General features: G+C 68.8%; 11 protein-coding genes. 2 read left to right on the top strand and 9 right to left on the bottom strand.

The genetic code is table 11. The features are described 5' to 3' along the window. Positions 1 to 363 precede the first annotated feature (363 nt). Positions 364 to 1,482: a glycoside hydrolase family 12 protein gene (locus IE244_RS36340; RefSeq protein WP_191877854.1), complete on the top strand. Its 1,119-nt coding sequence runs from the start codon at positions 364 to 366 to the stop codon at positions 1,480 to 1,482. A 77-nt stretch (positions 1,483 to 1,559) separates the two neighbouring features. On the opposite strand, the gene IE244_RS36335 is transcribed toward IE244_RS36340, so the two are convergent. The 9 genes from IE244_RS36335 to IE244_RS36295 all read right to left on the bottom strand — a co-directional run bounded on the left by IE244_RS36335 (position 1,560) and on the right by IE244_RS36295 (position 12,195). Beyond that, a complete protein-coding gene (locus tag IE244_RS36335; protein WP_191877853.1) occupies positions 1,560 to 2,249 on the bottom strand; it encodes a polysaccharide deacetylase family protein in 690 nt (229 codons plus the stop codon). A gap of 103 nt (positions 2,250 to 2,352) precedes the next feature. After that, a complete protein-coding gene (gene xynA, locus IE244_RS36330; protein ID WP_191877852.1) occupies positions 2,353 to 3,009 on the bottom strand; it encodes an endo-1,4-beta-xylanase XynA in 657 nt (218 codons plus the stop codon). A 266-nt stretch (positions 3,010 to 3,275) separates the two neighbouring features. Further along, on the bottom strand, positions 3,276 to 4,331 hold the full coding sequence (locus IE244_RS36325) for a LacI family DNA-binding transcriptional regulator (protein ID WP_191877851.1): 1,056 nt from the start codon (positions 4,329 to 4,331) through the stop codon (positions 3,276 to 3,278). A 133-nt stretch (positions 4,332 to 4,464) separates the two neighbouring features. Beyond that, entirely contained in the window at positions 4,465 to 5,520 is a 1,056-nt protein-coding gene (locus IE244_RS36320) for an endo-1,4-beta-xylanase (RefSeq protein ID WP_373305813.1), read from the bottom strand. A 62-nt stretch (positions 5,521 to 5,582) separates the two neighbouring features. Then, positions 5,583 to 7,814 (bottom strand): beta-glucosidase, encoded by a 2,232-nt coding sequence (locus IE244_RS36315; protein ID WP_191877849.1) that lies wholly within the window; start codon positions 7,812 to 7,814, stop codon positions 5,583 to 5,585. Positions 7,815 to 7,866: 52 nt separating this feature from the next. Next, positions 7,867 to 8,631, bottom strand: a complete 765-nt coding sequence (locus tag IE244_RS36310; protein WP_373305817.1) for a carbohydrate ABC transporter permease — start codon at positions 8,629 to 8,631, stop codon at positions 7,867 to 7,869. An 80-nt stretch (positions 8,632 to 8,711) separates the two neighbouring features. Further along, positions 8,712 to 9,704 carry a carbohydrate ABC transporter permease gene (locus IE244_RS36305; protein ID WP_191877933.1) on the bottom strand — a complete coding sequence of 331 codons (993 nt, stop codon included), beginning with the start codon at positions 9,702 to 9,704 and terminating at the stop codon, positions 8,712 to 8,714. 6 nt (positions 9,705 to 9,710) lie between these two features. Beyond that, a complete protein-coding gene (locus IE244_RS36300; protein WP_191877847.1) occupies positions 9,711 to 11,015 on the bottom strand; it encodes an extracellular solute-binding protein in 1,305 nt (434 codons plus the stop codon). Between the two features lie 127 nt (positions 11,016 to 11,142). Beyond that, complete coding sequence (locus IE244_RS36295) at positions 11,143 to 12,195, bottom strand: LacI family DNA-binding transcriptional regulator (protein ID WP_229854646.1); 1,053 nt, start codon at positions 12,193 to 12,195, stop codon at positions 11,143 to 11,145. Positions 12,196 to 12,991: 796 nt separating this feature from the next. Here IE244_RS36295 and IE244_RS36290 point away from each other — a divergent pair. Then, positions 12,992 to 14,000 (top strand): non-reducing end alpha-L-arabinofuranosidase family hydrolase (locus IE244_RS36290; protein WP_191877845.1); only part of this gene is annotated, 1,009 nt, incomplete at its 3' end.

Raw genomic sequence — 14,000 nt, 5'->3', positions numbered from 1 at the left:
CCGGATCGGATCGTCACGGAGTCCCGGACGCCCCTGGCGATGGCCGGTGGCGAGGAATGCGGGGATGTCGCATGAGCGAGCCCTTGCATCCGGGCGCGCCGTGACAGACGCGTCGACTGATGGAAGCGCTCCCACTGGTGCGAGGGACCGTATCGCCAACTCACCCAACTGCACAGGGGTGTTGCCTCACTTTTTTTATGCGGAACGGTTCTGATGATTCAACTTCTCAACACCTTGACCTCGCTCGCGCGCATCCCCACTATGGGAGCGCTCCCATCTGTTCAAGCCTTGACCGCCCTCGAGTCACCCCTGCCTCGGAGGAACAAGCACCACGGCTCCCCACACCCCACACGGAGGATCCGCATGCACCGGTCAGCTCCCCAGGCCCGGAGAGCGCACGCGTTGCTCAGTGCGCTGCTCACCGCCCTCGTCACGGTCGCGGCGCTGCTCACCGCCGCTTCGACATCGCACGCCGACACCACGGTCTGCGAGCAGTTCGGCTCCACCACGATCGGCGGACGCTACGTCGTACAGAACAACCGCTGGAACACGAGTGAGCCCCAGTGTGTCTCCGCCACGGACAACGGCTTCCGGGTCGTCCAGGCGGACGGTTCGGTGCCGACCACTGGCGCCCCGAAGTCCTACCCGTCCGTGTTCAACGGCTGCCACTACACCAATTGCTCCCCCGGGACGAGCCTCCCGGCCGGCCTCGGCTCCATCGCCGCAGCACCCACGAGCATCTCCTACACCTACGTGAGCGGAGCCGTCTACGACGCCGCCTACGACATCTGGCTCGACCCCACGCCCCGCACCGACGGTGTGAACCGCACCGAGATCATGATCTGGTTCAACCGTGTGGGGGCCGTGCAGCCCGTGGGCTCGCAGGTGGGTTCCGCCACCGTGGCCGGCCGCCCGTGGCAGCTGTGGTCCGGTAACAACGGCTCCAACGACGTCCTGACCTTCGTCGCGCCGTCGGCGATCGACAGCTGGAACTTCGACGTGATGGACTTCGCCCGGCAGGCCGTAGCCCGCGGGCTCGCCCAGGACAACTGGTATCTGACGAGCGTTCAGGCAGGCTTCGAGCCCTGGCAGAACGGCGCGGGACTCGCCGTCACCTCCTTCTCCTCGACCGTCGACCTCGGCAGCGGCACACCCAGCGGGCCCACGGCGTGCAAGGTGGCCTACAGCACGAACACATGGCAGGGCGGCTTCACCGCGGACATCACGCTGACCAACACGGGTTCCTCCGCGGTCGACGGCTGGCATCTGGCGTTCACCCTGCCTGCGGGGCAGCGGATCACCAGCACATGGAACGCCGGCATCTCCCCCTCGTCGGGAGCCGTGACAGCCGACAGCCTCGCCTACAACGCGTCCCTCTCCCCCGGCGCCCAGGTCTCCTTCGGGTTCCAGGCCACCTACAACGGCAGCTTCGCCAAGCCGACGGCCTTCAGCCTGAACGACCACGCCTGCAGCACGGCTTGACCTGTGCGGAGCAGGCTGCTGGTGTCCCGCCGAGTCCATCGGTGACGCCACCGCCACCGGGCTCCGGACGGATGATGTCAGCCGTCCGGAGCCACCGCACGGCCGGTCCGCGGGGAGACCATGCCCGCACACAGGCCGCGGCCCGCCAGGCCCTGCGCGATGCGTGGGATCGCGGCGCGTGTGTTGGCGGCCCAGTCGTGCATGAGGATGATCTGGCCGTTGGTGAGCCGCGCCGCTGCCTGCGCGATCGCATCGGTGCTCGCGCCGTTCCAGTCCTGCGAGTCGACGTCCCACAGGATCTCGGTCAGACCGTACGTGGCCTCGACGCTCCTCACCGTGGCGTCGGTCTCGCCGTACGGGGGACGGAACAGCCGGGGTGTGCCACCGCCCGCGTCGCCGATGGCCTGCTGGGTCCGGGAGATCTCGGAGTCGATCTGCGCCTGGCCGAGTCGGGGCAGGTGGGGGTGGGTGTAGCTGTGGTTGCCGACCCACATGCCGGCGGTGACCTGCGCCCGCACCAGGGACGGGTTGGCGGCGGCATACTGCCCCTCGTTGAACATCGTGGCCCGCAGTCCGTTCTGCCGGAGCACGTCGAGCAGCGCCGGCGTGCCGGCGGACGGGCCGTCGTCGAAGGTCAGCCCGACGTAACCGGTGCAGGCGGCGGCACGGGCCGAGGCGCCGGGGGCGACGGCGAGGGTGCACGCGCCCACCGTCGCGACGACGGCCAGCTTGGCCATGAGGGAGCGCGACGAGTGATGTGGTCGCATGCTTCCCGGTCGGATTCTCATGCGGATGCTCCTTCAGCCTGAGGCGGCGGGGAGGGGAGGGGGCCTGCCTGCCCGACGGGACGGCCAGGCAGGCCCGACTGACTCAGCTCACCGTGATGTGGGAGCTGCCGCTGCTCTGGTAGCCCTCGGTCGCCAGGATCATGTAGTACTTGAAGCTGCCCAGGCGCATCCCGGCGCGGCCCCATGCGTCGAAGTGGTTCCCGGTGGTGATGGATCCGCCCGTGCGCTTGGACTGTCGGACGCTCCAGTACTGGTCGAAGGTGCGGTTGCCCTCGACGGACGGGGCGTTGTACCGCGTCGTGCGGTACATGTCGTAAGTGCCGCCGTCACTGGTGACGGTGCCCTGGTAGGCGCCGGTGGGCCGGTACGTGCCCCAGTTGTCGACGATGTAGTACTCGACGAGTGGGTTCGTCGTCCAGCCGTAGAGCGACAGATAGGCGTTGCCGGAGGGGTTGAAGGAGCCCCAGTAGTTCACGGTCCGCCGGGAGCCGTTGGCCCAGCCCTTGCCGGCCACGAAGTTCCCCGTGTTCCGCCACGAGGTGCTGTAACCGCCACCGGAGGACAGGGTCATGGAGACGGTCCCGGGGGCGTCGGTCCAGAACGAGTAGTAGTAGCCGCTGTCGGTGCCGGTCTGGTTGGTCGTGATGGTCGTGTCCGCGTACGCGGTGCCCGGCAGCGCCAGCGTGGCCGCGCCGACCGCCAGGGCGCTTGCCGTGCCGATGAAGGTGCGGCGGTTCATGGGGGGTACAGGGGGTTTGTCGCGCATGTTCATGCGCCTCCTCTTGGTGGGGCCTGCGAGAGGCTGCACAGCCATTGAGGTGCCTGTCGACGTCGATAGGTTGATGCCGGGCCTGTGGACTGTCAACTCTTTCGACGAAGAGTTCGAAACTCTTGAGTTCTGATGATGTTGCCCCCAACGGCAACTTCCCTGGTCACAGAGCCATTTGGGGCAGGCCACAACAGATTCAGCTCAGCGGGTCGCGACGCAGGCACCATGACGAAGTGTCAGCCGCAAGGAGTGTCCGAAACTCTTTCGAAGGAGGGCGCCGCCGTGCTCTGCCGCACGACCAGACTCGTCGTCAGTTCGAGCCGGGTCGCCACCGGCTCCTGTGACCGCAGCCGCAGCAGCATCCGGGTCGCGCCCTCGGCCATCTCCCGCAGCGGCTGGTGGACCGTCGTGAGGGCGGGGCTCGACCACTGGGCCAGGGGTACGTCGTCGTAGCCGACCACGGACAGATCATGCGGGACGCGCAGGTCCCGCAGCCGGGCGGCCTCCAGGACGCCGAGGGCCTGGAGGTCGCTCCCCGCGAAGATCGCAGTCGGCGGATCGTCCAGATCGAGCAGCTCGGCCGCACGCTCGCGCCCGCCCTCGACGTGGAAGTCGCCGTACCGCACGAGCTCGGGATCCGCCACCAGACCCGCCATACTGAGCGCCGAACGGTAGCCGTCGAGGCGAGCCAGCGAGCAGAGCATGTCCTTCGGACCCGTGATGATGCCGATGCGACGGTGACCGAGCTGGACCAGATGCCTGGTGGCGGCCAGGCCCCCGTTCCAGTTGGCGGAGCCCACCGAGGGCACGTCAGGGTCGGGGTCGCCGGCCGGGTCGATGACGACGAACGGGATGGAGCGCGAGCGCAGCCGCCGCTTCACCTCCGCGGGCAGCGCCGAGAAGACCAGCACCACACCGCGCGGACTGCGCTGCAGCACGCCCTCGATCCACTCGGGCCCCGGCGCCCGGCGGGTGCCGCTCTCGGTGAGCACCACGCTGGCGCCGTTTGCCTTGGCGACCTTCTCCACCCCACGGATCAGCTCCAGTGCCCAGATGCTCTCCAGTTCGTGGAAGACGATCTCGATGAGAGGCGCCTCGCGGGCAGCCCGGGTGGTACGGCGGTACGCGTTGTCGTCCAGGACGCGCTCCACTTTGGCGCGGGTCGGCGCGGCCACGTCCTGTCGCCCGTTGAGCACCTTCGAAACTGTCGAAATGGAGACCCCCGCCAGCTGGGCCACCTGCGCCAGGGTGATGCGACCAACGCGCTCGTCCTCTCGCATGCCCAGGAGCATAAGGCACGGTCAACTGCCCACACGGGGTGATGCGTGGATCGTTCGAAAGGTTTCGACGCGTGGCTCGGGTGCCTTTGCGGCCGGCCGACATCACCTCGCGGCGTCCGCATCCCAGAGCCACAGCGGCCGAGGGTCACCGCAGAGCCTCACGGATCGCGTCGTACGCGGGCTTGTGTGCGAGGTTCTCGTCCCAGGGCAGGGCCGCGCCCTCGCCCGGGAAGACCGCGGGGATCCACGAGTGCCTGTCGGAGTAGCCCCACAGGGTGATGCCGACGCAGCGCTTCACGGCGAGGCAGGCGTCGGTCACCTTGCTGTACCAGTCGGCCTGTTGGGCCAGTTTGGCCGCGTCGGACGGTAGGATCATGCGGATGTCCAGCTCGGTGATCGCGACGTCGACGCCGAGTTCGGCGAAGCGCTGGATGTTCTGCTCCATCCGGTCCGGGAATCCGTACTGCAGCGCCAGATGCGCCTGCATGCCGAACCCGTCGATCGGGACGTGGTCGGCCTTGAGCCGCTTGATCAGCGTGTAGTAGGCGTCGGACTTGGGGCCCACGGCTTCGACGTTGTAGTCGTTCAGATAGAGCTTGACCTTGGGGTCGGCGGCGTGGGCCCAGCGCAGCGCGTCGGCGATGTAGGACGGGCCGATCGTCCTGTAGAAGATGTTCTCCCGGTAGGTGCCGTCCTCGTTCATGATCTCGTTGGCGACGTCCCAGGCGAAGACCTTGCCCTTGTAGTGCTTGACGACGTGCGTGATGTGGTTCTTGAGGATGGAGCGCAGTTCGTCCTTGGTCCAGGTGCCGGACGTGAGCCAGTCCGGCAGCTGCTGGTGCCACAGGAGGTTGTGACCGCGCACCTTCAGGCCCTTGGCCTTCGCGTAGTTCACGATCTCGTCCCCCGCGGTGAAGTCGAAGACGCCACGCTGCGGTTCGGTGGCGTACCACTTCATGCCGTTGCCAGGGGTGGTGGCGTCGAACTCCTTGCCGAGCAGGTCGGCGTACGGGGTGTCGGCGAGTTCCGGGTTGTCGACGGCGGCCCCGAAGTAACGGCCGGTGCGTTCGGCGAGTTGGCCGAGGGTGGGGTCGGCGGTGTGCCGGTGGGTGCCCGCGTGGGCGGTCGGGGCGACGGCGAGCCCCGCCAGAAGGGCTGCCGCGGCGGCGAGCGTGGCGGTTCGGACACGAGTGGAGCGCATCATGGGTCTCCTCAACTAGGTCGCGGGTACCGGTGGTTGACCTTTGGATTGAGCCGACGCGGCTACTTGACACGCATCTCGCAGCGCCACCGCCGCTGGTGCCCGACCTCGCGGACCGGGCCCGTCAGGGTGAGCGGCACGGTGTGGTGGGCGTGTGCGCTGGAGGTGCCGAGGCGCAGTTCGAGGGCGCCGGGTTCGACGACGCGGCGGCCGTCGGCTCCGGTGTACGCGGCCAGGTCCGCCGGGAAGGTGGCGTGGACCTCGGCGGACGCACCCGCGTCGAGCGGCACCCGGGCGTAGCCGACGAGCCGGACATCGGGCTGGGCGACGGTGGCGAGCGGGTCGTGGAGGTAGAGCTGGACGATCTCGGTGCCCGGCCGGTCGCCGGTGTTACGGACGGTGAGGCGGATCGAGGTCACGCCGTCGGTGGGGAGTTCGGGGCTCTCGCACTGGGGGGCCTCCCAGGCGAAGGTGGTGTACGACAGGCCGTGACCGAACGGGTAGAGGGGGGTCGGGTCGACCGTGCTGGGAAAGCCGTTCCGGGCGAGCGGCGGCGCGAGGTACGGGGCGGGCTGACCGCCAGGGCTGCGCGGCACCGCGATCGGCAGTCGCCCCGACGGCTCCACACGCCCGGAGAGGACGCCGGCCACGGCCGGACCGCCCTCCTGCCCGGGGAAGAACGCCTGGACGACGGCCGCGGCGCGAGCGGCCCAGCGGCCCAGCGCGTAGGGCCGCCCACTGAGGACGACGACGACGATCGGAGCGCCGGACGCCGTGATCTCGTCCAGCAGTTCCCCTTGCCCGTAGGGCAGTTCCAGATCCTCTGCGTCGCAGCCCTCGCCCGACGAGCCGCCTCCGAACAGACCGGAGCGGTCCCCGACCACGGCGAGCACCACATCCGCGCCGGCCGGCTCGTCGACGAACTCGGCGCCCGGGAACTCCGCGCGCAGCGCCTGGTTCAGCGTCAACACATCGATGCCGACGGGGAGTTCGGGGTGGTGCACACCCACGTGCCTCGGGAAGGTGTAGCAGCCCATCATGGCGGCCTCCTCGTCGGCGAGCGGCCCGACGACGGAGATCCGCAGCCCGTCTCTCAGCGGCAGCGTTCCGGCGTCGTTGGCGAGCAGCACGACCGACTCCTCGGCGACCCTCCTCGCCAGCTCCCGCATGTGCGGCGGGTTCAGGTCGACGGGCACACCCCCGGTGCCGGGCTCCCCGTCGGTGTCGAGCAGCCCCAGTTCGCACTTCTGGGTCAGGACGCGCAGCGCGGCCCGGTCGAGCAGATCCTCGGGGAGCGGGTCCGTCAGGCTGAAGCAGCGGGCGGCGGGCAGCTCCACGTCGACACCCGCGGCCAGGGCGAGCCGCGCCGCGCCGGGCTCCCCGTCCGCGACCCGGTGCGCCTCTTCGAGGAGCGAGACACCGTAGTAGTCCGAGACCACGGTGCCACTGAACTCCCATTGTTCGCGAAGGATTCGAGTGAGCAGCATCTGGTGAGCATGGGCGGGCAGGCCGTCGATGTCGTTGTAGGAGGGCATCACGGAGCGGGCGCCGCCGTCGCGGATCGCCATCTCGAACGGCGGCAGGATGACGTCCGCGAGTTCGCGCGGCCCGATCGACGCGGGCGCGTGGTTGCGGGCGGCCCGGGAGGCCGAGTACGCGGCGAAGTGCTTGAGCGTCGCAATGATGCCGGCGGTCTCCAGGCCGCGGACGTACGCGGAACCGATCGTGCCGACGAGATAGGGGTCCTCGCCGATGGTCTCCTCGGTGCGGCCCCAGCGTGGATCCCGTACCACGTCCAGGACCGGGGCGAGGCCCTGGTGGATGCCGACCGCGCGCATCGATGTGCCGATCGCCTGGGCCATGTCCGTGATCAGCGCGGGGTCGAAGGTGGCGCCCCAGGCGAGCGGGGTCGGGAAGACGGTGGCCTGCCAGGCGGTGAAGCCGGTCAGGCACTCCTCGTGGGCGAGCGCGGGCAGCTCGAACCGGTTGCCCGCGCGGATGGTGCGCTGCAGTTCGGCGAGGCGGGCGGCGCCTTCTGCCGGATCCACGGGAGCGGTGCCGAAAGGGCGGGTCAGCTGGCCGACCCCGTACGGGAGCAGTGTGTCCAGGGCGGCGCTGCGGTTGGCGTACGTGGTCTGGCCGGGGGCGACCTCTGCGCCCGCTGTTTCGTCCGCGGAGCTGCCGAGCCAGACACTGGACAGCTGAGCGGTCTTCTCCTCGCGGGTCATCCGGGCGAGCAGGTCCGCCGCCCGGGCTTGCGCGGACAGGGTGGTGTCCTGCCATGGCTGAACCATGGTACTCCTCACGTACGTTGTGGAAGAGGGGCGTTGATGGCCGGCGGCGGTGTCAGCCCTTGGTCGCGCCCAGTGTGATGCCGCCGATCAGCTGCCGTTCGGCCACCGCGTAGAAGGCCAGCGCCGGTGCCATGGACAGGATCAGGTAGGCGAAGATGCGGGCGGTGTCGCTGGAGTACTGGCCCTGGAACTGCTGGACGCCGACCGGGATCGTCCACCAGGTGGGTTCGCTGAAGACGAGCAGGGGGAGCAGGAAGTTGTTCCAGCTGGTCACCACGGCGAGGACGGAGACGGTGCCGAGCGCGGGCCGCGCCATCGGCAGCAGGACCCGCCAGAAGAAGCCGAACGCGGAGCAGCCGTCGAGCGTGGCTGCCTCCTCCAGTTCGCCGGGGATCTCCCGGAAGAAGTTGCGCAGGATGACCACGGTCATGGGCAGCCCGAACGCCGCCTGCGGGAGGATCACGCCCCACGGGTTGTCGAGCAGTCCGAACGTGCGCAGGAGCACGAACAGCGGCAGGATCGCCACCGCGAACGGGAACATCAGGCCGACCGTGAAGAGGGTGAAGAGCACCTCCCGTCCCCGGAAGGCGAACCGGGCGAGCGCGAACGCGGCGAGCGCAGCGGCACCCACCGTCAGCACGGTGGTCGCGACGGCGATCAGGGTCGACGAGCCGAGCATGCGCCAGAACGCGCTGTCCTTGAGGATGTCGGAGTAGTTCTTCGTCACCCACGGGGACGGCAGGCCGAACGAGTTGCCGGAGAGCTGGTCGGTGGACTTGAAGCCGGAAATGAGCGCGTACAGCAGCGGCGTCACCATGACGACGCCGATCAGCCACACCGTCACGTACAGGGGCAGGGACGTGAAGCTGCGTCGCCGTGCACCCGGAGCCGGGGCCGTCATCGGGATCCTCGCATGTTCGTGAGGGCGCCTTCGGTGTCGCGGCGCAGCACATAGCGCTGGTAGAAGAGCGCGAAGACGAGGCTGATGAGGAACATGACGATCGAGATCGCGCTGGCGTACCCCATCTGGTAGCGCTTGAAGCCGAACTGGAACATCGTGACCGCCATGGTCTCGGAGTGGTGGTCGGGTCCGCCCTGCGTCACCACCCACACCAGGTCGAAGAGCTGGATCGCGCCGATCACGGACAGGAAGATGCTCATCCGGATCGTCGGTCCGAGCAGGGGCAGGGTGATGTGGCGGAAACGCTGCCAGGCGTTCGCCCCGTCGAGGCGGGCGGCTTCCGTCAGTTCGGCGGGAATGCCCTGGAGCCCCGCCAGGAGCAGCATCATGTGGAATCCGAAGTACTTCCAGGTCATGACCAGGAAGAGGGTCGCCAGGACGGTGTTCTGGCCGGCGAACCAGAGGCCGCCGGCGCCGTCGAGGCCGACGGCGCCGAGCGCCTTGTCGGCGAGCCCGCTGTCCGGCGCGAAGATCATGGAGAACAGCACGCCGGTGATGACTTCGGACAGGACGTACGGGGCGAAGAACAGCATCCGGTAGACGGCGCGGCCGCGCAGTTCCTGGTTGAGGAGCACGGCCATGGCGAGCGCGAACGGGAGTTGCAGGCCGAGCGAGAGCCCCACCAGGAGCAGGCCGCGCCACAGGTCGCCGAGGAACACCGGGTCCTGGAACAGGCGGGTGAAGTTGTCCACACCCACGAAGTCCGAAGGTGAGCCGAAACCACCCCAGTTGAACAAGGAGACGTATCCCGCGTACAGGATCGGGACCGCCACGAACACAAGGAACAGAGCGAGCCCGGGGACGGTGAACAGGAAGGCGGTCAGCCAGTCGCGCACCCGGCGGGCCACCGGCCGCCGGTTCCTCACCCGACCGGTCGCCGACCCCTCTCGCAGAGTGGGTCCCGCGTCCTCGATCTGGGTCGACGTCATCGTCATCTACTGGCTCTTCGCGACCTGTGTGATGGAACGGGCCACCTCTTGCGGGGACTTGGAGCCCGCGATGAGCGCGGCCACCGAGTCGTTGACCTCCTGGCCGACGGCCGGTGGGAAGGCCTGGTCGAGGTAGAGCTGGAAGGCCGTGGCGGCGTTCAGCAGGTCGGAGACCGCCTTGAGGTTGGGATCGGTGAGGGCGTCCCGGGCCTTCGTGTTCACCGGGATCATCCCGCCTTCCCTGACGAGCCTGCTGTCGCTCTCGGGGCCGACGAACCACTTCAGGAAGTCGAGGGCCTCCTGGGGCCCGCCCTTGCGCAGCGCGTAGCCGCCGCCACCGCCGAAGACGTCGGTGGACTTGCCCTTGCCGCCGTCGACCGCCGGGAAGGGGAAGAAGCCGAGGTCGGAGCCGATGCCCTTGCCCTCCGACTTCTGCGTATTGGGCGCCCACTGGCCCATCAGTTCCATGGCCGCCTTGGCGTTGCCCATGGTGGCTGCCTCACCGGTCGGCCCCGGGTACGCGGCGCCCAGGAAACCCTTCTGGAACGGCTGCAGGTCCACGAGTTCCTTGAGGTGCTCGCCCGCCTTGACGAAGTCGTCGCCGCTGAAGTCCTTCGCGTCCGCGGCCTTCTGCATGCCGTCGACCCCGGCGATACGGATCGCCAGATACGCCCAGTAGTACATGCCGGGCCACTTCTCCTTGCCGGCGAGGGCGATCGGCGTGATGCCGGCGGCCTTGAGCTTCTTGACGGCGTCGAGGAATTCGGCCCAGGTCGTGGGCGGGACGGCGATCTCGGCCTGCTTGAAGAGCGCCTTGTTGTACCAGAAGCCGACGGCTCCGATGTCCACCGGAACGGCGTAGGTCCTGCCGTCGAACTCGTACGCCTTGCGCGAGGCGGGCACCAGTTCGCCGATCCAGTCCTTGACCTGGTCGGTGATGTCCTCGGTGAGACCTGCGTCGACCTGCTGCTTGAGGACGCCACCGCCCCAGGTGTTGTACAGGTCGGGCAGCTTTCCCGTACCGACGAGGGCTGTCATCTTCGACTTGAAGGCGTCGTTCTCCAGTGGCACGAGCTTGATCTTGACCTTGGGATGGGCCTTCTCGTACGCCTTGGCCTGCTGGGGCCACAAGTGCTTGCTGGGCTCCGTGGTCTGGATGTGCCACCACTCGACAACGGTCCTGCCCTGGCTGTCCTTGCCGCCGGAGTCGGAGCTCCCGCACGACGTGAGCACGGCGGTGCCCAGACCCGCGACGGAGACCACTCCGAGGAAGCGGCGACGGGAGAGAGAAGAAGGGGCAGTGTCTGGCATGGCACACCTTCCGGAAGGGATCCGTAAATTATCGGCGAGGTGGCCACGGAAATTACGGGCATGCGTCGGGGGTGTCAACGGCCTTGACAAAAAGGGCCGTTGACACCCCCCGGAGTATTACCTTCCGTTACGCTTGGCGCGGCGCTGCCGTACTGGCCCTGACCACGAGTTCCGTCGCCAGTTCGACCCGTGCAGAGGCGGGGGCGACCGAGCGTGCGAGATCGAGGACCGAACGTGCCGCCAACTTCCCCATGTCGGCGAGAGGTTGGCGCACGGTCGTCAGCGGCGGCGCCGACCAGCGCACCTCCGGCAGGTCGTCGAAGCCGACGATGCTCATGTCCTCGGGCACCCTGAGGCCACGCCGCCGCAGTGCCTCGATCGCGCCGAGCGCCATCTGGTCACTGGCCGCGAAGATCGCGGTCGGCGGGTCGGCCAGGTCGAGCAGGCTGCCGGCTCCCGTGAAGCCGGACTCGTGGTAAAAGTCGCCGGGCACGACGAGTTCGTCGGCGGCCGGCACGCCCGCGACGTCGAGCGCGGCCCGGTAGCCGTCGAGCCGGGCCCGGGAGCACAGCAGCCGCGGCGGGCCCTCGATGAACCCGATGCGCCGGTGACCGAGGCGCAGCAGATACTCGGTGGCCGCCATGCCGCCCGCCCAGTTGGTGGCGCCGACGGTCGGCGCCTCGGTGGCGGGCGATCCGGCCGGGTCGATCACCACCAACGGAACGCCCAGACGCCGCAGTTCGTCGTGCAGGCCCGGCTCCAGGACCGAGGTCACCAGGATCACGCCGTCCGAGGCACGGGCCCGCAGATTGGTCATCCACTGGCGCGCGGCGCCCGCCCGGTCGTGGATCGCGGAGACGACGGTGCCGACTCCCGCCTCGTGGGCGACCTCCTCCACGCCCCGGATGATCTCCACCGCCCACGGGCTGTCCAGATCGTTGAAGACCAGGTCGAGCAGGGCCGCCCGGTCGCCCGTGGGCCTGCGACGGTAGCCGTGCCGGTGCAGCAGGTCCTCGACCCGGGCCCGGGTGGCGGGCGAGACGTCGGAGCGCCCGTTGACGACCCGCGAGACGGTCGGCACCGAGACGCCGGCCTCCCGCGCGATCTCGGTGATCGTCACCTTGGCCGGCCCGTCCGGGCTCCGCGTGGCTGTCTTGCGCTGAGCGCCTTCCCCGGCCACATTCCCCTCCTCCGTCGACATGTGCTCCCGAAAGGTCTACGCCCTCCTTCCGGAAACCGTAGGACATGCCGTCGACCGGTCGCCGGTCAAGCCCTCCGCCCGTACGGCAGGCGGCGCATCGGGGTGCGCGGCGGATGCCGGGGGCTCGCGCCGGAAGATGTCGAAGTCATGCGGTTCGTCGAGCGGCGGCCGGTGTCACTCCGTTTCGCTCCGGGGCAGGCCGAAGGCGGTCTCCAGCCCTGCCATGGAGGTCGGAACGCAGCGGCATCGGTCCGGGGAGGTGCAGGCTGTTCGGCATGCCAGCCAACTCCCGTACGTGCGCGCCCCATTGACAGGGTCCGGGAGCGGCCGTAGGTTGCGGTACTGTTTCCGGAATATTCTCGGAACTTCTCGGTCCTCGTTACCGATACCGCCTTTCCCGGCTGCGCACTGCCCGTGAGAAGTTGGCACGGCCCGCTCTCCCGGGCCCACGGCGTTTCGCGGACAACGGCGCAAGTCGACCAGGAAGTTGGCGCGGGCCGGATTCCAGGAGCTATTGACGCTGCTCTTTGGTTCCCTATCATCCAAGTTGCTCGATATTTCAACCCAGGTTCGAAATATCGAACCCAGAACACAAGAAGCCACTCTGCCCGCACGGCAGAGCACCGCCGAGTCGCACCACCGCAACCACCGAACCGCAAGGGGCGTGCCGCGCGGTGTCAATGACATGTACACATCAATGCGACTCGCGTCGACAGTCCGGGCAGTCCCCGACGGGGCCGACCGGAGCCGCTCACCCAAGGATGACGAGGTCCCCATGCCCGGACGAGTTTTGACCCGCAGACATCTGCCCGCGGTGTTCGCCGCCACAGTCGCGGCCCTGCTCCTGCTGGCGGCGACGCTCGTCGCCAACCCGGCTCAGGCCGCCACCGGCGGCGCCATACGCGGTGTGGGTTCCGGCCGGTGTCTCGATGTACCGAACGCCAGCCAGACCGACGGCACCCACCCGCAGATCTGGGACTGCTCGGGCGGCACCAACCAGCAGTGGACATGGACGGACAGCAACCAGCTGACCGTGTACGGCAACAAGTGCCTGGATGTTCCGGGCCACGCCACCGCGGCCGGTACCCAGGTGCAGATCTGGACTTGCAGCGGCGGTGCGAACCAGCAGTGGCGGGTGAATTCCGACGGCACCATCGTCGGCGTGGAATCCGGGCTGTGCCTGGACGTCACCGGCGCCGGTACGGCCAACGGCACGGCGGTGGAGCTCTGGACGTGCAACGGCGGCAGCAACCAGAAATGGACAGGCCTGTCCGCGACGCCGGGCGGCGGCACCTGCTCTCTGCCGTCGACGTACCGGTGGACGTCGACGGGTGCGCTGGCGCAGCCGGCGAACGGGTGGGTCTCACTGAAGGACTTCACCGACGTGGTGTACAACGGCAAGCACCTGGTCTACGCGTCGAACGTGTCGGGATCGTCGTACGGCTCGATGATGTTCAAGCCCTTCACGAACTGGTCCGACATGGCGTCGGCCGGCCAGACCGGGACGAGCCAGTCCGCGGTGGCGCCCACGCTGTTCTACTTCGCGCCCAAGAACATCTGGGTCCTGGCGTCCCAGTGGGGCGCGTCGCCCTTCGTCTACCGCACGTCCAGCGACCCCACCGACCCCAACGGCTGGTCCGCGCCGCAGCCGCTGTTCACCGGCAGCATCGCCGGCGCCGCCCCGATCGACCAGACCCTGATCGCCGACGACCAGAACATGTACCTGTTCTTCGCCGGTGACAACGGCAAGATCTACCGGGCGAGCATGCCGATCGGGAACTTCC

Source organism: Streptomyces filipinensis, assembly GCF_014649495.1.
GTDB classification, from domain to species: Bacteria; Actinomycetota; Actinomycetes; order Streptomycetales; family Streptomycetaceae; genus Streptomyces; species Streptomyces filipinensis.
Note: the sequence above shows the minus strand (reverse complement) of the source record. Positions and strands in the feature narration are given on the sequence as shown.